Here is a 24,946-nt window from a genome sequence, read left to right as displayed (position 1 = left end):
CGATGAATATCTCAAAATAATTAACGAATTTTTAATGTTGCAAGACCAATCAACACCAACATGAGCGTAATAATCCAGAAACGAACAATAACGCGTGGTTCTGGCCAGCCTTTTAACTCAAAGTGGTGATGAATGGGAGCCATACGGAAAATGCGTTTTCCAGTTAATTTAAAAGAAGCGACTTGCAAAATGACCGATACGGTTTCCAACACAAAAATCCCGCCCATGATGAAGAGCACAATTTCGTGACGAACAATAACGGCAATCACACCCAAAGCTGCACCCAAGGCTAGAGCACCAACGTCCCCCATAAATACTGTTGCGGGATAGGTGTTGAACCATAAAAAGCCCAAACCAGCACCAACCATTGCGCAACAAAAAACAACAAGTTCGCCAGCGCCCGGAATATAGGCAATGTGTAAATACTCTGAAAATTTCAAATTACCCGCGAGGTAAGCAATAAGCGCCAACGCACCCGAAACCATAACGCAAGGCATAATGGCTAAGCCGTCTAGACCATCTGTCAAGTTAACGGCATTACTGGTTCCCACAATTACAAAATAAGAAAAGACGATGTAAAAGAGCCCCATGTCGAGGGCGACACTTTTAAAGAATGGAATAAATAATTGCGTCTCAGCAGGTGAAGCAGAAGAAACGTATAAAAAAATCGCCGCGCCAAAACCCGCGATAGATTGCCAAAAATATTTCCAACGAGCAGGAAGACCGCGAGAATCACGCTTCGCAACTTTGCGATAATCGTCAACCCAGCCCACAGCACCAAAAATGGCCGTAACAATCATAACAACCCAAACGTAACGGCTGCTCAAATCAGACCACAACAAGGTACTCGCAAATATCGCAACTAAAATTAATGCGCCACCCATTGTTGGCGTGCCGGATTTGGTCAGGTGCGTTTGGGGACCATCATTACGAACAGCTTGGCCGATTTTCAATTCACTGAGCCGGCGAATAAACCATGGGCCAAGAATCAAAGAAATACCTAAAGCAGTTAACACACCGAGAATTGCTCGCAGGGTTAAATATTGGAATACAGCGAAACCATGAATGTGTTCTTTTAATTGTTCTGCAAGCCAGTAAAGCATTAAGGATTTTCTCCGGTTGAACAAAGTGCTTTAACAACCAAATCCATTTTGGCGCTGCGTGAGCCTTTGATTAAAAATGTGGTGTCAGGTGTTGCAATTGTCTGCAACGCGGAAATGAGCGATTCGCGGTCAACAAAATGGTGCGACCCAGGCTGTTCACCGAAAGCCTTGCTCGCGTGCGCAGTTAATTTGCCTAAGGTATAAAAATGATCGATATTTTTTTGAGCGGCATAAGAACCTAATCTTTCATGCTGAACTATTTCATCTTCGCCAAGCTCAGCAAGATCACCTAAAACAAGAATGCGAGTCCCGCCGCCAGATGCCAAAACATCAATAGCTGCTCGAACAGATCCGGGGTTTGCGTTGTAACTGTCATCTATAACGAGGGATTTATTCACACCTGTATGGCGACTCATGCGCCCACCTACGGGTGAAAATTTGGCTAAACCATTTTGAATATCGGTAAGACTTGCACCAACAGAATGAGCCATAGCCGCTGCCATAAGTGCATTACGCACGCTGTGCTCACCAAGTGCATTTAGCTTTACAGAAATTTTTTTTCCGCCAATGCAGATATCAAATGAGGCTGAGGAAGAACTAAATTCGATGCTTTCTGCATAACAATCAACGGATTTATTATTCAAAGAAACACGAACTGCTTCGGCTTTCAAATCTGCTAACCATTGCGGTGCGAAGCGATCATCCACATTAATAACAGCAGTATTTTCTGCTGTAAGATTTTTATATATTTCGCCTTTTGCCTGGGCGACACCTTCGATAGAGCCAAAGCCCTCAATGTGAGCAGGCATCACATTATTAATCATGGTAACTTGCGGTTTAGCGAGCGAACATAAATAGGCAATTTCACCAATTGCGCTTGCGCCCATTTCGATTACCGCATAATCATGATCTGCTTCGAGCTGTAGTAGTGTTAATGGCACACCTATATGGTTATTCAAGTTACCTTTGGTCGCGTGAACTTTTCCGCACTCACTTAGAATATCTGCGAGCATGGTTTTCACCGTTGTCTTACCGCTACTTCCTGTAATCGCCAAAACAGGCTTCTTAAACGCATTACGATTCAAGGCCGCAATCTGACCAAGCGCCAACAAAGTATCTTTAACAACTAACTGAGGTAGGGCTATATCTACCGAAAACTTTTCAACCACTAAACCGCATACACCTTTGGCCACTGCCTGATGTAGAAAATCGTGCGCGTCAAAATTTTCGCCGCGTAAAGCTACAAAAAGCTCACCAGCAGTTAATGTACGCGTATCCGTGTTCACTTTTGAAAAATTAACGTCGCCATTGTACAGCTCTGCGCCCAAAGATTCACGGCAGAACTCAGCAACCTGTGCTAATGATAAAGGCGCAATCACGACGCACCTCCTTGTTGCAGATTTATATCGCCCGCTGTTTCGGTATCGCGTTTTGCAATTCGGCGCTGCAATGCGATGCGCGCTTGCTTAAGATCGCTAAATGAAATTTTTTGGTCGGCGAACAATTGATAATCCTCGTGACCTTTCCCTGCTATCAAAATTAAATCATCTGATTTTGCTTGCTGAACTGCAAAGTCAATCGCCTGAGCACGATCAGCAATAACCAAACATGCGTTGGGATTATGTAGGCCGCGAATAATATCTGCCGCTATGGCAGATGGCTCTTCAGAGCGTGGATTGTCGTTCGTGATAATAAGGTAGTCGCTATATTTTTCTGCAATGCGCCCCATGAGCGGACGTTTGGTTTTATCGCGGTCACCACCACAACCAAATACAGTCCAAACACGCGACTGCGTATGTTCACGAATTGCGCGTAAACTGTTTTCAAGCGCATCAGGCGTGTGTGCGTAATCAACGATCACCTGCACATCTTGCTGAGAATCACCGAGTTCAATCAATTGCATACGCCCCGGCGCAGCCTGTAGTTGTGGAACCAGCTCCACGACTGACTTTAAATCTGCGCCGTCAACACACACCGCAGCAATAACGGCGAGCAAATTACTTAAGTTAAATTTTCCAATAAAAGGAGAAACTAAATTCGCTACGCCCCAAGGCGTATGGATTTCAGCAGTTGCGCCTTTTGTAGTAAGTTCAAGATTTCTTAAATAAACATTAGCAGTTTCATCATTTACCGAAAAGGTAATTGCAGAAACGCTAGCGGGCTTTTGCTTGAGTAAATTTTTTGCCCATGCGTCATCTGCATTTAAGACGGCATATTTTAAATTTGGATAAGTGAGCAGTTTTGCTTTTGCATTGCCATAACTCGCCATATCACCGTGGAAATCCAAATGATCTTGCGTGAGATTTGTAAATACTGCGGTATTGAATTCAAGTGCTGAAACCCGGCCTAACACCAAGCTATGCGAAGAAACTTCAATTGCAACTGTTGATGCTTGATCAGCAACCAAATTAGCAATTATTTTTTGAAGATTTACTGGATCTGGGGTGGTTAATCCTGTCGCTTGAATTGCGCTAATTTGTTGGTCAAGTGGCGCAAGAGATTTTGCATTAAGCGCACCAAAACCTAATGTACCCACAACACCTGAAACAGCTTGGTTCTTTTGCTCTTTTTCTGCGAGCAAAGCTGTGAGTTGCGCAATCAATAAAGTGATTGACGTTTTTCCATTAGTACCTGTAACACCAATTAAACGGCAACGACGACTCGGGTGGTCGTAAAAATTCCCCGCCATTTCACTAACGCGTTGCGACAAATTTTCTACCGCAATAACAGGCACGGCACCAATCCAAGCTACACCTTGCCATTGCTTATCCGCTTCAACACATACTGCATGAGCACCTAACTCAATAGCGTTTGCGATGAACTGGCGTCCATCTACCTGCTCACCAACAAGCGCAATAAAAAGATCGCCCGCAGAAATTTTTCGTGAATCCAGCTGTATGCCAGATACTTCTACATTGGCAGCCTGATCCAAATGTGTATCAGGCAGCAGTTTAAATAGTGGTGTCTTAGAAGGCATTATCATTGGATGGGCAATGCCTCCTGTTGTTGAATCACAGGTAGTTGCTCAGCTTCTTGCTGCGCTTTTAATTTTGCAGCGGCTTTATCTGCTGCTTGTTTAGCCGCGCGTGCCGCAAAAGCTTTTACTTCTTCCACTTGTTCGGCTGTTGCATCTGGCGGAACTTGCAACATACGCAACGCATCTTCTGCGACTTTCGAGAAAGCGGGTGCAGCAACCATACCGCCATTCGCAGTTGTGCCCGCACCTTGCGGTTCGTCAATCACGACCATTGCAACAATGCGTGGATTTTCTACCGGCGCCATCCCTACAAATGAAGAAATTTGTTTGTGCGTGTAATGCCCCGCCACAGATTTAAATGCGGTTCCGGTTTTTCCAGCAACCGTGTAAGAAATAGTACGTGCACGTTTACCTGTACCTTCCGCACTCACCACACGGAGCAACATATTTTTTACTTCATCGGTGTATTTTTTATCGACAACTTTTTCGCCAGCCGGAATCGTGTCGATTTTTGTGAGTGAAATTGGCCGCTTAACGCCGCCATTTGCAATCACGGCGTAAGCTTGCACAACTTGTAGAACGGTAAGGTTCATTGCATAACCGAAGGCTACGTTACAACGCTCGATTAATTGCGCCATTTTTAGTGAAGGAACACGGCCAGAAGATTCGCCAGGAAAATAAGTTCCCGTTGGATGACCAATACCCAAGCGACTGTACATGTTAGTCAGCGAATTAGCATCTAACTGCAATGCAATTTTTGACATGGCAATGTTGCTGGATTTTGCGATTGCCATTGGCAAATCCAAAACGCCGTAATTAAATCCGTCATCCGTAATAGTTTTGGTTCCCACTTGGAATCGACCAGGATTGGTGTCGATAAGATCCGTTGATTTGAATTTTCCTGATTCTAGCGCCGCCAAAATTGCGAGCGGCTTCATAGTGGAACCCGGCTCGTAAATGTCGGTGATTGCGCGATTGCGTAATGCCTGACCTTTAGCCTGACCGCGATCATTAGGGTTGTACGAGGGATAATTGGTAATCGCTAAAATTTCACCGGTTTCCACATCCAAAATAACCAGTGAGCCCGCGATACCGCCGCTATCCTCAACGGCTTTTTTTAATTCACGGAATGCCAAATACTGCAAACGCAAATCAATACTGAGCGTTAGATTTTGTCCTGCACGTGCAGCCTTAATCAGTTGCAACTCTTTTACAGTTCGGCCCTTCAAATCTTTAAGAACTTGTTTTGAACCATTCTCACCGCTCAACCAAACATCGTAGGCCATTTCCATTCCTTCTTGCCCACGATCATCCACGTCCGTCATACCGACCAAATGCGAAACCACTTCGCCCGCTGGGTAATAACGGTGATATTCGGTTTGAAGGTTTACGCCGGGAATATCCAAATCCATCACTTTTTGTGCGGCATCTGGAGCCATTTGGCGCTGCAAATACATGAATTCTTTGTTGGCATAACGCGTTAAACGCGATTCCATTTCAGCCTTGTTTATATCCAAGGCTTGCGCCAACTCAGCGAAACGTTGCGGTGATTGCAAAAGAACTTTTGGATTTGCCCAGAGTGTTGCAACAGGCGTACTCACTGCTAAAGGTGCGCCGTTACGATCAGTGATGACACCGCGATAAGCGGGAATTAATTCATTGCGCAAAGTGCGCGCTTCGCCTTGAACTTGTAAAAACTCAAAGCCTTTATCGGCGTTAGGCAAAACTTGCAAACTCGCAACATGGCCGATGAGCACCAGCACCAAAATCCCCATCACACCAATAACACAATAAAAACGCCAACGCGCAACCTTTAAGGGGCTGCGCGGTTTTGGAATTTGCGGATTAGTTTCCAGTGTTTTTGCGAAAGAGGTTCTAATCATCGGCCGGCACCATAACTACGTGCTCAGTTGTCGGCGCGATCATATTTAATTCTTTGTTCGCTATGCCTTCAATTCGGCTGTATGCCGCCCAGGTGCTTTCTTCAAGAAGATATTGCCCCCACTCAACTTGTAAGTGCGATGCCTCACGGCGCAGGGTTTCAAGTTGGTTTACGTCGCGGCGAACTTGGTGTGTAGATGACACCACTGCTAAGGCAGAAACAACCACAGAAATCCAGAGACAAGCCACCAGCATTAACGCCCAAGGCGCCATGCGTTTTGGTGCTTTTGTCTGGAATTGACTCATGGTGCCCCTTTGATTTTTTTGTTGTTGAACGAACTACAAGAAATAAAACGAAGAACAGAAACGAATTAAGAAATTTTTTCCGCAACTCTCATAATCGCGCTGCGAGATCTCACGTTAACTTCCACCTCGCTATCGCTCGCTTTGATGGCTTTTCCGCAAGAGCGCATCCGTTTGTTTAGCTGTTCATCGCGAATGGGCAAACCGCGCGGAACAGGATCACCAGATTCCTGGCGACGAATAAAACGCTTAACAACTCGGTCTTCCAAAGAGTGAAAACTAATCACCACCAAGCGACCGCCGATTGCCAATACCGACAAGGCTTGTTCCAGCACTGCATCCAAATCGCCAAGCTCGTTGTTCACATGAATTCGAATGGCTTGAAAAGCTCGCGTTGCAGGATGCTTTCCTTTTTCCCACGCAGGATTTGCTTCCTTAATTACTTCCGCCAAATGTTTTGTGCGTGTAAATGGATTTTTTTGGCGCTCATTGACGATTGCGCGCGCCATGCGTTTTGCAAATCGCTCTTCGCCAAACTCCTTCAACACAAATGCAATGTCATCTTCCGCCGCGGTATTAACCCAATCCGCAGCGCTTTGGCCTCGGCTTTGATCCATACGCATATCAAGCGGGCCATCGTTTTGGAAACTGAAGCCACGTTCAGCTTCATCTAACTGGGGCGATGACACCCCGAGATCCAGCAGCACACCATCAACCTTGCCGGTCATACCGCGCTCATCGACTAAACGCGCCAGCTCGGCAAAAGAGCCGTGAGCAATTGCAAAACGTTTTTCGTCAGAAAAACGTTCGTTTGCCACCGCAATAGCGGCAAGATCTTTATCAATGCCTAACAAGCGGCCTTCCGGAGCGAGATTTTCCAGCACCAGGGCACTGTGACCACCGCGACCGAAAGTACCGTCTACGTAAAAGCCAGCGGGGTTTGTAATGAGCGCGTCAACCGCTTCTTGCAAGAGCACGGTGACATGTTGGAGTTGAGTCACAAGCTTCTCCTAGAGCGAAAGCGAAAGCATTTCGCTGGGAATCTCGTCGTCAGCCGGCTCATTTAGCAATGCCAGCCAACTTTCCTCACTCCACAACTCAAGTTTTTTGCCCTGTCCAACCAACATCATTTTCTTATCGAGATTTGCGTACTCACGCAGAGTTGGCGGGACAAGCACGCGGCCATTGGCGTCGATCTCCAAAGGCGTGGCGTAGCCAATCAAAATGCGCTTAGTGCGCTGGGAAACCTTATTGAAGCTGGGAAGCGCCTCAATCTGCGGCAATAACTCAAGCCATTCAGGCTCTGGATAAACCAATAAGCAGCGATCTTGCGTATGCGCAGTTACCACCAAGCGCCCGCCACAAAGCGTCGCCAACTCCTCACGAATGCGAGTCGGAATCGCCATGCGACCTTTCGGGTCCATGCTGATGGAGTTACTACCTGTGAACACGATTCACCACTTTTTTGTTTTTGCGTTCGTTATTAGTCGGAATTTTCCACAAAAAACCACTAAAACCCACTTTTTTCCACAGGGCACACTATAAATCGGGACTAATCAAAGTCAAGCGAGCAATAAGCAAAAAGTGCTGAAAATCACGCGAAAAAGCGCGATACCGCGGCGAATATGGAAGAAACAAGAAGGAACTGGAAAACAGAAAAGAGCGGAAAAACATACAAATCAAACAAATAGAGTACAAACTTAAAGTAAAGCTTTAAGTTTGAAATTATTTTGCGTTAAAAAAAGGGGATTTTAAGAAGGAAGAGGCCTAATAAGCCGAATTCCGCAAGGCGGGAGCCCAAGGCTACATTAATCGTATATTTACTGACAAGTGCAATTTGCTGCGCCAATTAAAAGATTGGCGTGCCTAAATATTTTACGCACCCGCATAACCTATAGATTTTCCTATGGGCGAAGTTTAGATTCTTTCAAACACACCTAAAGCAAGCTCGACACAAAAGGAAACTGGAAAATGAGCATCCACGTTAGGTCTATCCTGTTTTTGGTCAGCACCCTGATATCCTGCGGTGCAAGTGCTGTTTCGATAGTCATTGATGCCGACGACTTCCTTGACGACTCAGTACTAACTAACAGCTGTAAATATGCCACTCTGTCCACGAGTGATGGAGGTGACGTTTATGCCTCTCCCATTTCATCCTCCGCCGCAAACGGGAACAACACACTAGCCATTGGCCATAAAGTGTTTGGATCTAGCAAGGCGAACGAATGGTTTATGGAACCTAGCTTGGAAGTAACATTTAAGGCTAAGACGACCCGTTTTTCGATCCTGATTGCGGAACTGTATTTTGACGCAGGCCCTGGCTCAGAACCTTTAGAAGTAAGGGTTTTTGATGAACTGGGAAATTTTCTGTCCTCCCTCGCCACTGACGATAATACCCGCGTCACCTTGGGAGAAATTGAACCGGGCATACCGGAACATGGTTACTGGGCTTATTGGAAGCTGGAATACTCCGCCGCATCCATAGGAAAAATAGTCCTTGGAGGTGATAGCGAGCCAACCACCTTTGATCGTCTCGAATTTGACTGCATTGAGACCCAAGTTCCGGAACCATCAGCAGCTATTCTCTTGTTAATCGCTGCGACTGGGTTGAGCATCAGATTATTGCCGACCATTAAAAACACGGGCTATGCGAGACAAAGATCGATTCACACGAAAGCGCCAATCCCGACCTCATGACGAGGTTCGGAATTTCGCGTTTATGCGCAAGGAAAAGGTGGAGTCGGCCGATAAGCCGGGTTCTGTCGTGGACAGTCATTCATCTAGGACTTGTGTCGCCACAAGCCTCAAGCAACCTACCCGAACCCAGTGCGGGCCGCACCCACGGGTTCCTATTTGGTCTTGCTCCGAGCGGGGTTTACCGTGCCACGGACTGTTACCAGCCGCGCGGTGCGCTCTTACCGCACCCTTTCACCCTTACCGGTTCTGGTTTGCTACAAGTAGCACCTTGAACTTAGGCGGTTTGCTTTCTGTTGCACTTTCCGTAGGTTCGCACCTCCCAGGCGTTACCTGGCGCTCTGCCCTATGGAGCCCGGACTTTCCTCCCCAGTGGACCACCTCATACGCAAGCGAACAAGCCAGTTAACACTGGAGCGACTGTCTAGCCAACTCCGGCGCGCACACTACGCGCACGGATGCCAAAGTACAAGTAAAAACTTGGGTTTACCCAGTGTTTAAAACACCTAAAGCAACCTGCGGTTTCAGTATGTAACAAAAGCATTTCAATACCCGCCAAACGCGGGCGATACGCGCCCAAATACTGGTATTTCCTGAATTTTGGGCTATTACTTATCAAAGCCTGACAAAACCGTGGAATTAATAAAAACATTACATTGAGGAGTTCACCTCGTGAAACTGCCAAAACTCAGCTTATTGTCTGTGGTCATCGCAAGTTACCTAGGCGTCCCCGCTTTTGCTGACGATGCCCCCTCACTCGATGAAGTCATCGTCACCGCTCAAAAGCGTGCGCAGAAACTCGAAGACGTACCCATTTCGCTCACCGCGCTCAGCGGCGCCAAGCTCGAAGAAGCCGGCGTTACCAGCCCTTCAGGCCTTTCTGATTACACCCCCAGCTTTAACATGACGCAAACTGGAATCGGCACCAACATTGCCATTCGCGGCATTAGCTCTGGCGTAAACCAAGGCTTCGAACAATCTGCGGCTATGTTTGTAGATGGCATTCACTACGGTCGAGCGCAACTCGCTCGAGCGCCTTTTTTGGATATTGAGCGCGTGGAAATTCTGCGCGGCCCGCAAAGTATTCTGTTCGGTAAAAACAGTACCGCAGGCGCGATTAGCATTATTAACGCAAAGCCTGGAAACGAATTTGAAGGCAACCTAACGCTGAGCTATGAACCAGAATTTAACGAGCGCGAGGCCCGCCTTGTATTGTCTGGCCCGATTAGCGATACCTTGGGTGGACGCTTGGCAGTATTAAGCCGCGAAACAGACGGTTTTATCGAAAATACGACGCTAAATCGCGATGAATCCGCCGATAAAGACCAAGTCGTTCGTGCCACCTTCCAATGGAAACCGACAGACACTTGGAATATCACCCTAAAACTGGAAGATGGCTCCTTCGACAGCAATGGCCGCAATATTGAAGTAGTCAAACCTGTTACCAATGACCTACTGAACACAACGAAAGACCCGAACCCTTACAAAACTATCCTCTCCTATCTCACAGCCGGTAAATTCCAGCTGGATACGACTGAGGACGGCAAACGCCAATCAAACGGTGACTACAGCTACAACGACACCAATAACGTGACACTGACTGCAGAACACGATATTGGCGGCATGACCCTCACGTCGGTGACTGGCTACAACGGTTATAAATATTCCGAGCTCTGCGATTGCGACTTCACCGGCGCATCAGGCTTTAACATTTATTCAGATGAAAAGTATCGCCAAGTGAGCCAAGAGCTGCGTTTAGCCTCCGCAGCTGACCAAATCATTAGTTGGTTGGGTGGCCTCTTCTACCAAGGCAGCAATATCAAATTCCACGATAATGTTTACGTGCCAACCGATAGCGTGATTGCTACGGCCGTATCGTCGTTGTTACGCGGCGCTTCAACCCAGCGCGATTTCCGTCAAGACACCAGCCTCTATGCGGTTTTCGGGCAAATGACCTGGAATATCACCGATACCAATCGCTTAATTTTAGGGGGACGCTATTCCTCCGAGAAGAAAAACGCGGATCGCAGCCAGTATCACGTATCACCGTCTGGTGATGTATTGCCCGTTGGTAAGGACCTTGACCCCTACAATTTGCTATGGGTTGGCTTCAAAGTTGATCCACATAGCATCAAGGGTAACCGAAGCGAATCTGGCTTTGACCCGCAAATTATTTTCCAACAAGACATCAATAAAACCGACCGACTTTATGCGAGCTACACCACAGGATTTAAATCAGGCGGCTATGACGTAAGAGCCAACTCTGCTCCGGATACCCTTGGAGGCCTCTACCAAGGACAACAAATCGGAAAAAATCCGGATGGAAGCCCCAAATATGCACCATCAACGGACGGCAGCTGGGAATTTGAAAAAGAAGATGTGAAAAACTACGAGTTGGGCGGGAAATTCTTGCTCGCAAATGGCTCGGCAGAATTGAACGTCGCCGTGTTCCGCTCAGATTTCACCAATATGCAAACCAGCCAATTTGACGGCAGCCTTAGCTTTAACGTCACCAACGCTGGTGAAGCACGTGTGCAAGGCTTGGAAGTGGATGGCCGTTGGGCGATTACTAACAAACTCTTAATGCGCGGTGGTGCGAGCTACCTAGACTTTGAATATCTCGATTTCCCTAACGGCCAATGCGCCTTTGGCCAAGCACCTAACAGCGGCCCAACCGCGTGTGATCAAACCGGCATGCGCCGCGAATTTGTACCCAAATACCAAGGCAACGTGGGTTGGGATTACGACATAGATTTACCAAACGGCTGGAAACTAGCGAACACCTTGGACGTGATTTTCAATTCCGGTTATTTAACAACGCCATCGTTGGATAAACGCTTTGAGCAATCTTCTTACACCAAAATTAACGCGCGCATCGCGTTAAGTGGCGCGAGCGATTTGTGGGAAGTGGCCTTGGTAGGTAAAAACCTGACCGATGAAGCGGTTATAACCTACGCCAACGGTTTACCCGTAGCGAGCGTGCTCACCAAAGGTGCTGGCTCTGGATTTTACGCATTCTATGAACCTGCACGTAGCGTGGCAATTCAAGGAACCATCAAATTTTAAACAAGATTTAGGAAATAAATGGCCACATTTAACGCGAGTTGAATGTGGCCATTTATTAGGTTCAAACTTTTATTTACGCGCGATTTCAAATTGGATCTGCAGCATTTTTAGAGGTAGAACAATTCCAGTCCGGTACATTTTTCAAAATTTATTGTCCAACTGAAACACACACCATCTGCGCAACCGATGCGATAATTATTCCTGCTTTAATGCCCAATCGTATAAAAAATTCTTTTTCAACCCAGTAATTTTCGCACCAATTGCCGCAGCTTGTTTTACCGGTAGATCCTCGAGTAATACTTTCATCACGCGTATTTGTTCTGGCGAAAGATCAGCGTTTTCCTGCTTGGGCGCACCTTGCACCAACAGAACAATTTCACCGCGCTGTTGATTGGAATCTGCCGCAACCCATGCGACCATTTCCGCTAAGCTGCCACCTTTTATCGTCTCAAAAGTTTTGGTGAGCTCGCGTGCAACAACAACTTCACGCTCTGCCCCAAATACACTTTCCATATCTTGCAGCGTTTCCAGAATACGATGCGGAGCCTCATAAAAAATCAAAGTCCGCGCATCCCCCGCAACTGATTCAAGCTGATGAGTCCGCGCGACTTGTTTTGCCGGTAGAAAACCTTCGAATGCAAAGCGATCTGATGCCAAACCTGCCGCACTCAAGGCAGCAATCATTGCGCACGCACCGGGAATGGGAACAACGCGAATTCCTTGCTGGCGAGCACTGCGTACCAAGCGATAACCAGGGTCAGAAACCAGTGGTGTGCCCGCATCTGAAATCAAAGCGACATCTTCACCGGCTAATAATCGTGCAATTAATTGTTCAGTGCGATGTTCATCACTGTGATCGTGATACGCGATTGCAGGTGTTTTTATGTCAAAATGCGCAAGTAAACGGGCACTGTGGCGGGTATCCTCTGCGGCGATGACGGCTACCGTTTGTAGAGTTTGTATAGCTCGCGGTACCATGTCATCCAGGTTTCCGATAGGCGTTGCAACTACATAAAGTGTGCCTGTTGGTGCCCTTGCCAATGTGCTCATAGCTAATTCTCAATTCGTTTTATCGTGGCAATTTGCCAAGTATTTTTGTTGTGTGTCAGGAGTTGTTATCCATGCTAAACCGACCTTCACAAGGTGTTTTAATATCGCTGCTTGCGTTGGCGTTGTGCAGCTGTGGCGGAAACGCTCGTGTTAAAACCAATGAAGCCGCCCCAGTCGTAAAGGCAGATACGCAACCTGCTACAAAAGCCATTTCCCCAAGCGCTGACCCAAAAGAATTAGTAGCGCGTGCGCAACAAAAAAAATCACCCGAACGTGAATCCTTATTGTTACAAGCCGCTGAGATTTATGTGGCGCAAAATTCGTTCGATAAAGCACGCAATATTATTGGCGAACTTAATGTCGCACAGCTTTCGGAGCCCAATTTTGTTGCTTTTAGCCAAGCATCAGCGGGCTTAGCTTTAAAAGAAGGCGATCTTGATCGAGCACGGCGCATTCTAACCAACACTCGATTGGAACAACAGTTAAAAGCCTTGGAACCTGCTCAAGAGGCAGCCTTGCGTGACTTGCGCGCACAAATGTTTGAGCGTAACGGACAATTGCAAGACAGCATCGCTGAACGAATTATCGCATCCGCAGTGATTGCCGACGCTCACGCAATGAACGCTAACCAAGAAGCAATCTGGCACTCCTTAATGATGCTGCCACTCACAGAATTGCAAGCTAATGCAGCGAAAGGCAGCGGTGGAATTACTCAGGGCTGGTACAGTTTGGCGGCATTAAGTAAAAATAATACCCAAGATATTAGCGCGCAGCTTGCAGCACTTTCGCAGTGGCAAAAGCAATGGCGCTCTCACCCGGCCGCTGCAAATTTGCCCAAAGATTTGCGCGCACTCCAATCAATCAATAACCAACAACCGAAAAAAATTGCGCTGCTTTTACCTTTGCAAGGCCGCTTAGCGGAAGCCGGAACAGCGGTGAGTGATGGCTTTTTTGCGGCTTATTATCAGCATATCGACAATGCGAATTTACCCAGCGTTCGTCGCTACGATTCCAGCAAAGATATTGCTGCCGCTTATCAGCAAGCAGTAGACGACGGTGCAGATCTGATCATTGGTCCCATCGATAAAGATAACGTCAACATTATCAGCCAAATGAAATCGCTGCGCGTTCCTTTGCTCAGCTTGAACTATCCCGATCAACAACCCGGGCAACCACTACCCAATTTTTATCAATTTGGTTTAGCCGTAGAAGATGAAGCTCGCCAAGCTGCTCGTCAGGGCATCCAAGATGGTTTTAAAAATGCGCTCATCGTGTACACCGCGCAAGACATTAGCGAGCGCAGCGCGCAAGCTTTTGCAGCGGAATGGCAAAAATTAGGGGGAAGCTTAATTGGAAAAAGCCTTTTTGCATCGCAAGATAAATTTTCGGAAAGCTTTCGCCATTTAATGTTGCTCGATGAAAGCCAAGCGCGCGCCACCTTGTTGCAGCAACAGTTGGGAACAAAACTCGAATTCACACCGCGCCGCCGTGCGGACGTGAATATGATTTTTATGGCTGTAACACCCGATCAAGGCCGCCAAATTAAACCTACGCTCGTCTTCCAATACGCCAATAATATCCCCGTGTTTGCAACCAGCAGCATTTATTCTGGCGATGTAGATGCCATTCGTAACGAGGACTTAAATGGCGTTATTTTTAATACCTTGCCGTGGGTATTTGATACCGAAAACCCAGCCAAAAAATCGATCGCACAAACCACCAAATCCGCTGCTGTCTATGGTCGCCTACATGCACTGGGTGCAGACGCCTTTAATCTTTACTCGCGTTTACCGCAATTAAAGCAAGCACCACAAATGAAACTTTACGGTGCAACTGGTTCATTGCAACTTATGCCCGATGGACGCATTGAACGCGAGCAAATGTGGGCACGTTTCAACAATGGTTTGGCAGAACCGGTAGCCACTGTTGTTGATACCGACACCTCGGACACCAACGAATAAGATGTTTTTTGCCTCTTCCGACAAAAATAGTGGCGCTGATGCAGAAGCAAAGGCGGAAGTTTTTTTGGTAAAACAGGGATTGGTAAAACGCGAGCGAAATTACCGCTGCAAGCTGGGTGAGATAGACCTCATAATGCAACACAAAGACACACTGGTTTTTGTTGAGGTTCGCCTGCGCTCGCATCAAGGATTTGCCAATGCCGCCGAAAGCGTTACCATTCGTAAACAACAAAAAATAATCAACACAGCGCAATATTATTTACAGCAACACCAATTAACCGATAAAGCAAATTGTCGCTTTGATGTCGTCGCCTTTGGTAACAATGGCGAACCCGATTGGATAAAAGACGCTTTTTCCGTCTAACGAGCCTTAAACAATGGATCAACGAGTCATTACGCTTTTTCACGAAAGTATCGAAGCCAAAATGCAAGCGGGCGAGCAATTAGCGCCGCTTATTGCACATGCAAGTCAATGCATAGTTGAAGCCTTGCTCAATGAGAAGAAAGTATTAACCTGCGGCAACGGTATTTCGGCTGCTCACGCGCATATATTTACCGCCAACTTGATGAACAGCCTCGAACAAGAACGCCCAAGTTTGCCGGCAATCAGCTTAGGTACAGATATCATCAGCAATGCTGACAACTCGAATACCAATGATATCTACGCCAAACAAATTAGAACCTTGGGCAACCCCGGCGATGTTCTATTATTGGTAACGACTACGGGCACCGCGAGTAATTTGTTACAGGCCATTAGCGCCGCTCACGACAAACAAATGCAAGTGATTGCCCTTACCGGCCGCGATGGCGGTGATGTAGCGGCGTTATTAGATGCACAAGATATTGAACTTCGCGTGCCTGTTACGGCCAAACACCGTATTCACGAAGTACATTTACTCACACTTTTTTGCGTGTGCGATTTGATAGATCAACAACTGTTTGGTGGATTTTGATTATGAAAGTTTCTCATCGTATCGCTGTGTTAAGTCTTACCCTATGCGGCAGCCTGCTACTCAACGGCTGCGCCGAAGTAATCAATGCAACAACCAGCAAACCCATTGAAATGAAAGCGAATGAACGCACCATGGGTGCCAAGCTGAATGACAATGAAATTGAAACGGCTGCCAAGGTCAATATAAAGAAAGCAGATCCACAACTGGAAAATGCTCATATCAATATCGATAGCTTCAACGGCATTGTGCTTCTCACCGGCCAAGTACCGAGTGATGATTTGCGCAATCTGGTTGCCAATACAGTCTATAAACTGAATCCCGTACGCGAAATCCACAATGAATTAGTCGTCGGTGGACCAACAGACTTTGCTGCGCGCGCTAAAGACACTTGGATTAGCACCAAGATAAAAGCACAACTCTTGGCAGATAGCGAAACCGAAAGCCGCCGAGTGCATTTTGTAACGGAAAACCAAGCGGTATTTTTAATGGGAATTGTTACGCGCGCCGAAGCAGACCGTATCGTGAATATGGTGAGCCACACAGCAGACGTGCAAAAAGTCGTAAAAGTGTTTGAGTATGTCGATTAACAATAATCTATTGATCCAAAATTTATCGATCCAAGAACAGTCTTAGCAAAACACACGCACACAGGAATCCATCATGGTCGCATTCATTATTATTTTGGTCGTTTTAGCGCTTATTGTTTTTTACGTTATTGGCATCTTCAATCAATTGGTTGCACTCAGAAACCGCTATCAAAATGCGTTCTCTCAAATAGAAGTGCAACTCAAACGCCGTTACGACCTAATTCCAAACTTGGTTGAAACCGCAAAAGGCTACCTCGCCCATGAACGCGATACATTGGAAGCCGTGATTAGCGCCCGCAACAAAGCGGTAGGTGGGTTACAAGCCGCCGCCGCTGACCCCAGCAATGCTGCTGCCATGAAAGATTTGGCAGGTGCAGAGAGCATGTTAACCAATGCAATGAGCCGCCTGAGTGTTGTGATGGAAGCCTATCCGGATTTAAAAGCATCTCAAAATATGATGCAGCTTTCTGAAGAACTCACTAGCACCGAGAACAAAGTCTCTTTTGCACGCCAAGCGTTTAACGATGCAGTAACCGCGTACAACACTTACAAGCAAAGCTTCCCGCCGGTGTTTTTCGCTGCATCCTTTGGCCACAGCCAAGATGCAACACTCTTGGTGTTTGAAGACTCTAAAGAAATTCAAGCGGCTCCCAAAGTCAGCTTTTAATAGCAATAAAAGAAAGAGGCTATCATGAGATGGCCTTTTTTATTTCTGCTGACCTTTTTTAGCCCACGATTTTCTTTGACTGCTGTTTCTGATTCTTTTCAGTAGAGTTTCTATGAACTTTTTTGAACACCAAGATATTGCCTATCGCAACACCAAACGACTGATCGTTTTGTTGTGCCTTGCAGTTATTTCGTTGATTGCCGTAACCACATTTTTCTGCGCAACCGTTCTTTATTATATGGAAGCCAACAGTCGCCACTATTTAAATAACATCGGATTGTGGCAGGGCATTACGCAAACCATGAGCTGGAAAATGTTGGGCGGCATTAGCTTGGGAGTTTGCTCGGTTATCGTTTTAGGCAGCTTATATAAGTTATATGAACTTTCAGCCGGTGGCCGCGCAGTAGCAGAATCGCTCGGCGGCCGCCCGATTACACTTCATAACGCTAATCTTGATGAAAAGAAAATTCTAAATGTGGTGGAAGAAATGGCCATTGCATCAGGCACACCGGTTCCGCCCGTTTATTTGATAGAAGATGAGGCGATTAATGCCTTCGCCGCCGGCCATACACCACAAGATGCAGTCATCGGCGTAACGCGCGGCTGCATTCGCCAGCTGAATCGCGATGAACTTCAAGGTGTTATCGCCCACGAGTTCAGCCATATTTTCCACGGCGACATGAAAATGAATATGCGTTTAGTGGCATTGCTCAACGGGATTCTTCTCATAGGCTTGATCGGTGAATTCATTTTGCGCAGTTCGAACCAGCGCACCGCCTTTCGTTCGAGCAAAGATAAATCCCCTTTTGCCTTAATGGGCATTGGTTTGGGTTTAATGATTATTGGTTACGCGGGCACTTTCTTTGGCTCATTAATCAAAGCCGCTGTTAGTCGCCAACGTGAATTCCTCGCTGATGCTTCTGCGGTGAAGTTCACACGCAATCCCGATGGTATTGGTGGAGCTCTAAAGAAATTGGGCGGCTATGTGGGCGGCTCGCAAATGGATGTAGCTAACGCATCTGAATACAGCCATATGTTTTTTGGCGAAGGTGCTCACGGTTTGTTTTCTGCTTTTGCAACGCATCCACCTCTTAGCGAGCGCATTAAAAAAATTGATCCGCGCTGGGACGGAAACTTCGCTCATATTGATGTTTATGAAGAGAATGAAAATACCTATATAAAAGAAGGAAGACTTTCAGACACAGATATTGATTATTCGCCACTTGAATTCAGCACCCCAAAAACGGCAACCGCATTTGTTGCTACGGTTGATCAAGTACTGCAAACCATCGGGCAACCCAACAAATCGCATCTTGCTTATGCGCACCAAACCTTGAATGCAATTAGTGAACAACTGCGTAATGCAGCTCATAATCCTTGGGACGCACAAGCCCTTATGCTGGGTTTGTTGTTGGATAAGAACCCGGAGAAGCAAGACCTTCAATGGGATGCACTCAGCGCATTATTTTCTGAAATCCAAATCCAAACGATTAAACCTCTTTCGCTTCAAGCTTCTTTATTAGATGCGAATTTACGCTTGCCACTATTAGAGCTTAGTCTTCCAACCTTAAAGACTTTGTCAGTGCAACAATATGAAGTTTTCCGTTCTGCTATGGCGCGACTTATTCATACCGATGAACATATAGATTTAATTGAATGGTCGTTTTTCAAAATCATCACGCACAATTTGGAGCCGAAACGCGGCAATCATCGCTTGGCGGATTTAGCACAACTAAAAAATGAAGCTCGCACCCTGCTCTCCGTTATCGCTAATGCAGGAGCCAACAACAAAGCCAATGCGCAAGCAGCGTTTAATAGCTGCAAATCCATTATCAATTTAGATGACGCACAGTTGGCCGACGAAAGCGAATACAACATGATGGATTTAGACTTGGCGATTAACCGCCTTAATCATGTCAAACCGCTGCAAAAGCCCAAGCTGTTAAAAGCCATCAGCCAGTGCATTCTTGCCGATCAGGAAATTACCGCTGTGGAAGCCGAATTATTCCGCGCCATTGCCGATGCCTTGGATTGCCCAGTGCCACCGCTCATCATTTCCAAGCCTTAGTTTTTTGCAAGAGTCCCACCGAAAGCTACAATTCAACGGCGTCTAGCGGTTATAATGCGCGCCGTTTGTTAACAGCCAGGCGGTTTATTAAAGCTAGGCCTTCTGTTAAAAGCTAGGTTATCAACCGCCCCAACCTTTCGATTTACTCTCCGCAAATCGCCAACCATTTTTGAGGTGACTTACAGTGCAACCGGATCAAGCAACGCAATTGCGTCAATTAGAAAGCCAACTCGCCGCAGAATACCAAGCTATTCTCAGCAAAAAATTGAACCTCGATTTAACGCGCGGCAAGCCATCATCAGATCAATTGGATCTGTCAGATGCGCTCGACGGCATTCTCAAAGGCAACTACATTGCTGCTGACGGTACCGACACGCGTAACTACGGTGGTTTAGATGGTTTGCCCGAAGCCAAACAATTGGGCGCAAATATCATGGGTGTTGATGCAGCCAACGTACTTGTCGGCGGCAGCAGCAGCTTGACGCTCATGTTCCAAGTTGCATCTACCGCTTACCTGTTCGGTTTAAAAGATGCGGCAAGCGCTTGGAAAAACGAAGGTGAAGTGAAATTCCTCTGCCCCGTTCCCGGCTACGACCGCCACTTCACCATTTGCGAGCAACTCGGCATCAAAATGGTCACCGTACCTATGACCTCGACCGGCCCGGATATGGATGCCGTTGAAGCCATGATCAAAGCCGACAGTTCCATCAAAGGCATGTGGTGCGTACCTAAATACTCCAACCCAACAGGCGTTGTTTACAGCGATGAGACCGTAGACCGCATTTCAAAATTGGGCAAAATCGCCAGCGCTAACTTCCGCGTATTCTGGGACAACGCTTACTCGGTACATGACCTCGTCGATAACGCGCCGCAATTGGCCAGCATTCTTGAAGCAACTCGTCGCAACGGTACTGAAGATTCGGTTATCCAATTCGCGTCCACCTCTAAAATCACTCAAGCAGGTGCAGGCGTTGCATTCGTAGCGGCGAGCGCGGCTAACTTGGCTGGCTTCAAAAAGGCGCTGGGCGCCCAAACTATCGGCCCAGACAAAGTTAACCAAATTCGCCACACCCGCTTTTTGCCAGACCGCGCTGCGCTTATGGCGCACATGAAAAAGCATGCTGAATTGCTCAACCCACGCTTTGAAGCTGTTCTTTCGGCCCTTTCCGATGCCTTTGAAGGCACCGATATGGGATCTTGGGAAAAGCCCGTAGGCGGTTACTTTGTATCTTTTGATACCCGTAAAGGGTGCGCGAAGGAGACTGTTCGTTTAGCGGCGGAAGCAGGTGTTAAGTTGACACCAGCGGGCGCAACCTACCCCTACGGTAAAGATCCTGAAGATCGCAATATCCGTATCGCCCCATCAGTTCCAACGGTGCCAGAAGTGGTGGAAGCCATGAAAGTATTCGTGACCTGTGTAAAACTGGCGTCAGTAAGACAAGAAATCGCAGCTCTCGCGTAATTATTTCAATGACTAAAAGCAAAAGGCCTCCCGGTTAACACCTGGAGGCCTTTTGCTTTTTCAGAGGGACGCTTACACAACGCTTAATCAGTCAAACACCATTAAGGTAAGACTGATAACCAAAACATCTAGATTTAATACATTTGCGACAAAAACTTTCCAACGCACTCGCAAATCCATTCTTATACTCTAAGAGCAAGCCAAACAAAGCTTAGTAACGCCACTTAAATAATACGTTCACTTTTTTGGAGTGTTGACTTATGGGTGTCGCGAGAAACATAGAAAAATATTTAACGGCTAACAAAATCGAGTATTCGCTCTTAGAGCACGCCTATGCGGAGGGTTCGTTTAACACAGCTCAAGTTGCCAAGATAGACAATCACTCCCTCGCTAAAGGAGTCTTGTTAAGAGACGAAGATTTTCATTACACACTTTGCGTTCTCCCTTCCAGCCATAAAATCCTTCGCCACACCCTCAACCAAATATTCGACCGCCACATGCACCTCGTTGAAGAAGATGAACTCGTGCAGTTTTTTAAAGATTGCGAAGCCGGCGCTATACCCGTTGTTGGTAAAGCCTATGGCTTAGATGTGATCTGGGATGATGAGCTGATGGATAACGACGTCATTTACATGGAAGCAGGCGATCATCGCCACTTGATTTGCATCAAGCAGCCCGAGTTTTCAAAACTTATGCGCAATACGCTCCATGACCATTTCAGTGCAAGCCGTCATCGGCACTATCAAGCCCCCGTTCATGTACGCAATACCTACGAATCTATTTAAGCTCTCATCACACGGATGTGTAAATTTTCTCCCCCACATCACTAACGCTCTCAACTGAACATATCCAACTGGTAAAAGGGTTGGTCTTCTCGCAAATCAACAAACCGAACACCAACACCCAACAATCGAACCGGCAATTCTTTTCGAACGTACGCATCGCAACATAAGCTTTGAAATTCCGTAGCAACCAGATTCGACCCTCCTCGCTCGATAGTTGTTTGCGTAAAATCGGCGAATTTAATTTTGACAAAGAGTTTCACTACCAAGTAATCCTCATCCAACCGTCTTAGCCGACTTGCTAACTGTTGTAAGAGTTCCGGTAAGCGATTAAGGCAAGCTTGTAAATTGGGTAAATCTTGCGGGTAGGTATTTTCTACGCTCAAAGATTTTCGCCGGCGCGAAGGCGTAACCTCTCGGTTATCTATACCACGGCACAACTCATATAAGCGCACACCAAGCTGACCGAAACGCTGTTTTAACTCGAAAATACTAAAGCGGCGCAGGTCCGCGCAGGTTTTTATATTAATGTCTGCTAGACGGTTATTTGTTGCCTTCCCCACACCAAAAATTTTTCCAACTGGGAGCTGCAATACAAAATTGTCTACGTCTTTGGGGGTTATCACGCATAAACCATTTGGCTTGTTCCAATCACTCGCCACTTTGGCTAAAAACTTATTCGGCGCAACGCCGGCTGAAACGCTTAACTTTATTTCGTCATAAATGCGCTGGCGAATCTGTTCCGCAATACGTGTTGCACTACCTTCACAGTAATCGCTATTAGTGACATCGAGGTAAGCCTCATCGAGCGAAAGCGGTTCTACCAACTCGGTATATTCATAAAAAATGTGTCGCATACTTACAGACGCTTCCCGATAAGCCTCCATACGATGCGGTACGATGATCAAATCAGGACAAAGCTTTTTAGCGACCGCAGATGACATTGCGGAACGAACACCAAACCGACGCGCTTCGTAATTGCACGTTGAAATAACACCGCGATGCTCTGAACTACCTCCAACCGCAATAGGTCGAGAGCGCAACGATGGGTCATCGCGCATTTCAACTGCTGCGTAAAAACAATCGGCATCGCAATGAATGATTTTTTTCACAAAACTATTCCAACAAGAAACTAAACCAACACCGATACTGTATATGCATACAATAAAACTATCAATTAGCGTCTTAATTTCGATTGCATAATAAAAAATAAAACCGCAAAGAAACCCTCATGGAAAATTTCGCAGCGACAAAAAAAGGTTTTAAAGACGGTCAATGCGAATCCAGGCAAACTCATTTGGAATGGATTTACGAACCTTTCTAAAGGTCGGAAGGGAAAAACAAATACGAAAAATTACGGTTTTAAAATCTTTGGAGCCATCTTTTAACGCGACCTAACAAAGGTATTTTAAAATCCTAAAAAGGTCATTAACGGGTTTTTGAAGGACTCGAAAAAGAGAATTACACCAATAAAATTTAGTGCGAAGAATTAATTTTCAAATCGTTTGAAAATCAAGAAAAGGGAAAAAATTCGCGTTTATAAACTCCTAAGCAGATTTTTTTTGACTTTTTTGCAAAAAAAATGCGTTTTTTGATTAAAAACGCATTAAAAAACTTGATATTTTTCAATAAAGTTTTAATTTATACATGTTGTAACTTTTTATCCATTTTTCGTCTAATCGAATATTTACAGGAAGCACACACTATGGCTGCACGTAAACAATCTGCCGTTAATCCAGTTGCGGGTCTAGAACAACAACTCGCTGCCCTTAAAACTCAATTGGCAAAGGCTCGCGCCGCTCAAGCTGCTGATGCTCAAAAAGCTATCGCTGGTCTTGTAAAAGAAGCTACCAAAGCTGGTGCAGCACTTAAGGCTGCCCAAAGCAAGTTGGCTGCTGCCGCTAAGAAGAAAAACGCAAAATTGACTGCTGCTGCTAAAGCTGACGTTGCATCTGCTAAGAAAGCTGCTGATGCTGCTAAAGCTGCTGTAGCAACTGCCAAGAAAGAAGTTGCTGCTATTAAAGCTGCTAACAAAGTTGCTGCAGCTCACGAGAAGGCTGTTGCTAAAGCTGAAGCTGCTGTTGCTAAACGCGCTAAAGCTGCCGCTAAGAAAGTTGCTGCTAAAAACAAAGTAGCTGCTAAGAAAGCCGCAGCTAAAGCTAAACTGGCCGCTAAGAAAGCTGCTGTAAAAGCTAAAGCTGCTGCTAAAAAGCAAGCTTTGAAAGCTAAAGCTGCTGCTAAGAAAGCTGCTGCTAAGAAAAAAGCTGCTGACAAAAAAGCTGCTTTGCGCGCTAAAGTAGCTGCTAAAAAAGCTGCTGCTAAAGCAAAAGCTGCCGCTAAGAAAACCGCAGCAGCAGCAAAAAAAGCAGCTGCTAAAAAAGCTCCAGCCAAGAAAGCAGTAGCTAAAAAAGCTCCAGCTGCTAAAAAGGCGCCAGCTGCCAAGAAAGCTCCTGCAGCTAAAAAAGCAGTAGCTAAAGCTCCAGCCGCTAAAAAAGTAGCTGCTAAAAAAGCTCCAGCCGCGAAGAAAGTTACTGGTGCAAAACGTGGCCGTAAGCCAAAAGCAGCTGTTGCTGCAGCTCCAGCCGCTTAATAGCAAAGAATGATCTTGAGAAATCAAGATCAAAAAAAGGGTGCATTTGCACCCTTTTTTATTGCCCAATTTCTACCGCCGCACACCTAACCTATTACTTCTTCACTTCCGATTTGCGCATATACGAAAGCATATAAAAGCAAGCGCTTGTCTTCTTCAGGCTCAATAAACTCTATTCCATAAGCAACAAGGTTACCCGAACTCTGTTGGTCTGGCTCGCCACGCGAACGAATAATCCCCTCCAGCGCGAGATCTCTATGAATATTGGCCACTGCAACATTCATGGTAACTTGAATTTTATGACCGATCTCACCGAAAGCGATCGCCGTCTCTATGCGGGCGCCGGTAACGCTTACATCAACCACGTTACCGTCTATTTCGCGGTCACTAATAACTGTCAGATTCATGACCTTAACGGGCTCATCAATAGCAACTCGCGTTGCACCTCGAATGCCTTTAAAGCTCACGCTATCAGGATAACTAATATGTAAAATCGGATAGGGATCCGCCGTTTGCGTTTCAACAACACTGGCAAATATGCCAATACCGTTATCTACCATTAAGCGAGCCACTAGTTTTTGTCCATTACGGAAACGAACTAATTTCCCGGCAAGCTTGGGAACTGACAGAAGAATGCTTCGACCAGGCAAACACCCGATCAATCGGCAAGAGAAGCGTTCAGGTTGCCCCGCGCTATTATTCGCTTGTAGCTGCAAGGGGTAACCATAAATTAATTTCATGTCTTCGAATTTCATAGGTCAATTAACCATTAGAAAGCGCGGATGAAAGAGCCTATATAGAG

Annotated in this window: 21 protein-coding genes and 1 other RNA gene; 11 read left to right on the top strand and 11 right to left on the bottom strand. The window is 46.3% G+C overall.

Annotated features, from left to right (window positions below):
• Positions 1–20 precede the first annotated feature (20 nt).
• From mraY to mraZ, 7 genes are all read right to left on the bottom strand, one after another.
• A complete protein-coding gene (gene mraY / locus U1F02_RS13485; RefSeq protein ID WP_409990928.1) occupies positions 21–1,103 on the bottom strand; it encodes a phospho-N-acetylmuramoyl-pentapeptide-transferase in 1,083 nt (360 codons plus the stop codon).
• Positions 1,103–2,482: a UDP-N-acetylmuramoyl-tripeptide--D-alanyl-D-alanine ligase gene (gene murF / locus U1F02_RS13480; RefSeq protein WP_409990927.1), complete on the bottom strand. Its 1,380-nt coding sequence runs from the start codon at positions 2,480–2,482 to the stop codon at positions 1,103–1,105. The genes mraY and murF overlap by 1 nt, the downstream gene beginning before the upstream one ends.
• Positions 2,479–4,086: a UDP-N-acetylmuramoyl-L-alanyl-D-glutamate--2,6-diaminopimelate ligase gene (locus U1F02_RS13475; RefSeq protein WP_409990926.1), complete on the bottom strand. Its 1,608-nt coding sequence runs from the start codon at positions 4,084–4,086 to the stop codon at positions 2,479–2,481. Before U1F02_RS13475 ends, murF begins: the two co-directional genes overlap by 4 nt.
• Entirely contained in the window at positions 4,083–5,963 is a 1,881-nt protein-coding gene (locus U1F02_RS13470) for a peptidoglycan D,D-transpeptidase FtsI family protein (RefSeq protein ID WP_409990925.1), read from the bottom strand. The genes U1F02_RS13475 and U1F02_RS13470 overlap by 4 nt, the downstream gene beginning before the upstream one ends.
• Positions 5,956–6,267, bottom strand: a complete 312-nt coding sequence (gene ftsL / locus U1F02_RS13465; protein ID WP_409990924.1) for a cell division protein FtsL — start codon at positions 6,265–6,267, stop codon at positions 5,956–5,958. Before ftsL ends, U1F02_RS13470 begins: the two co-directional genes overlap by 8 nt.
• 65 nt (positions 6,268–6,332) lie before the next feature.
• Positions 6,333–7,265, bottom strand: a complete 933-nt coding sequence (gene rsmH / locus U1F02_RS13460; RefSeq protein ID WP_409990923.1) for a 16S rRNA (cytosine(1402)-N(4))-methyltransferase RsmH — start codon at positions 7,263–7,265, stop codon at positions 6,333–6,335.
• Positions 7,266–7,274: 9 nt separating this feature from the next.
• Positions 7,275–7,715 carry a division/cell wall cluster transcriptional repressor MraZ gene (gene mraZ / locus U1F02_RS13455; protein WP_409990922.1) on the bottom strand — a complete coding sequence of 147 codons (441 nt, stop codon included), beginning with the start codon at positions 7,713–7,715 and terminating at the stop codon, positions 7,275–7,277.
• A gap of 520 nt (positions 7,716–8,235) precedes the next feature.
• On the opposite strand from mraZ, the gene U1F02_RS13450 reads away from it, so the two are divergent.
• Positions 8,236–8,961 (top strand): hypothetical protein, encoded by a 726-nt coding sequence (locus U1F02_RS13450; protein ID WP_409990921.1) that lies wholly within the window; start codon positions 8,236–8,238, stop codon positions 8,959–8,961.
• A 35-nt stretch (positions 8,962–8,996) separates the two neighbouring features.
• Here U1F02_RS13450 and rnpB read toward each other — a convergent pair.
• An RNA gene (gene rnpB, locus U1F02_RS13445) (RNase P RNA component class A) lies at positions 8,997–9,394 on the bottom strand.
• A gap of 236 nt (positions 9,395–9,630) precedes the next feature.
• Here rnpB and U1F02_RS13440 point away from each other — a divergent pair.
• The gene (locus tag U1F02_RS13440) at positions 9,631–12,024 is read left to right on the top strand and encodes a TonB-dependent receptor (RefSeq protein WP_409990920.1); all 2,394 of its coding nucleotides are present in this window, start codon (positions 9,631–9,633) and stop codon (positions 12,022–12,024) included.
• 195 nt (positions 12,025–12,219) lie between these two features.
• On the opposite strand, the gene rsmI is transcribed toward U1F02_RS13440, so the two are convergent.
• Positions 12,220–13,074, bottom strand: coding sequence for a 16S rRNA (cytidine(1402)-2'-O)-methyltransferase (rsmI, locus tag U1F02_RS13435; RefSeq protein WP_409990919.1), 855 nt, complete (start codon positions 13,072–13,074; stop codon positions 12,220–12,222).
• A gap of 71 nt (positions 13,075–13,145) precedes the next feature.
• On the opposite strand from rsmI, the gene U1F02_RS13430 reads away from it, so the two are divergent.
• From U1F02_RS13430 to U1F02_RS13395, 8 genes are all read left to right on the top strand, one after another.
• Positions 13,146–15,035, top strand: a complete 1,890-nt coding sequence (locus tag U1F02_RS13430; RefSeq protein ID WP_409990918.1) for a penicillin-binding protein activator — start codon at positions 13,146–13,148, stop codon at positions 15,033–15,035.
• A 1-nt stretch (position 15,036) separates the two neighbouring features.
• Positions 15,037–15,399 (top strand): YraN family protein, encoded by a 363-nt coding sequence (locus U1F02_RS13425; protein WP_409990917.1) that lies wholly within the window; start codon positions 15,037–15,039, stop codon positions 15,397–15,399.
• A gap of 13 nt (positions 15,400–15,412) precedes the next feature.
• Positions 15,413–15,988: an SIS domain-containing protein gene (locus U1F02_RS13420; protein ID WP_409990916.1), complete on the top strand. Its 576-nt coding sequence runs from the start codon at positions 15,413–15,415 to the stop codon at positions 15,986–15,988.
• Between the two features lie 2 nt (positions 15,989–15,990).
• A complete protein-coding gene (locus U1F02_RS13415; protein WP_409990915.1) occupies positions 15,991–16,575 on the top strand; it encodes a BON domain-containing protein in 585 nt (194 codons plus the stop codon).
• A gap of 73 nt (positions 16,576–16,648) precedes the next feature.
• Positions 16,649–17,242: a LemA family protein gene (locus U1F02_RS13410; protein WP_409990914.1), complete on the top strand. Its 594-nt coding sequence runs from the start codon at positions 16,649–16,651 to the stop codon at positions 17,240–17,242.
• A gap of 112 nt (positions 17,243–17,354) precedes the next feature.
• Entirely contained in the window at positions 17,355–19,310 is a 1,956-nt protein-coding gene (locus U1F02_RS13405) for a M48 family metallopeptidase (protein WP_409990913.1), read from the top strand.
• Between the two features lie 184 nt (positions 19,311–19,494).
• Positions 19,495–20,772 (top strand): aminotransferase class I/II-fold pyridoxal phosphate-dependent enzyme, encoded by a 1,278-nt coding sequence (locus U1F02_RS13400; protein WP_409990912.1) that lies wholly within the window; start codon positions 19,495–19,497, stop codon positions 20,770–20,772.
• Positions 20,773–21,032: 260 nt separating this feature from the next.
• Positions 21,033–21,557, top strand: a complete 525-nt coding sequence (locus U1F02_RS13395; RefSeq protein WP_409990911.1) for an aminoacyl-tRNA deacylase — start codon at positions 21,033–21,035, stop codon at positions 21,555–21,557.
• Between the two features lie 50 nt (positions 21,558–21,607).
• Here U1F02_RS13395 and dinB read toward each other — a convergent pair whose 3' ends face one another.
• Positions 21,608–22,666 carry a DNA polymerase IV gene (dinB, locus tag U1F02_RS13390; RefSeq protein WP_409990910.1) on the bottom strand — a complete coding sequence of 353 codons (1,059 nt, stop codon included), beginning with the start codon at positions 22,664–22,666 and terminating at the stop codon, positions 21,608–21,610.
• 593 nt (positions 22,667–23,259) lie between these two features.
• On the opposite strand from dinB, the gene U1F02_RS13385 reads away from it, so the two are divergent.
• Positions 23,260–24,144, top strand: coding sequence for a hypothetical protein (locus U1F02_RS13385; RefSeq protein WP_409990909.1), 885 nt, complete (start codon positions 23,260–23,262; stop codon positions 24,142–24,144).
• Between the two features lie 86 nt (positions 24,145–24,230).
• On the opposite strand, the gene U1F02_RS13380 is transcribed toward U1F02_RS13385, so the two are convergent.
• Entirely contained in the window at positions 24,231–24,899 is a 669-nt protein-coding gene (locus tag U1F02_RS13380; protein ID WP_409990908.1) for a flagellar brake protein, read from the bottom strand.
• Positions 24,900–24,946 lie beyond the last annotated feature (47 nt).

The sequence above is a fragment of the Cellvibrio sp. genome, from assembly GCF_046347455.1.
Taxonomy (GTDB): Bacteria; Pseudomonadota; Gammaproteobacteria; order Pseudomonadales; family Cellvibrionaceae; genus Cellvibrio.
This window is presented reverse-complemented; position numbering and strand designations above follow the sequence as displayed.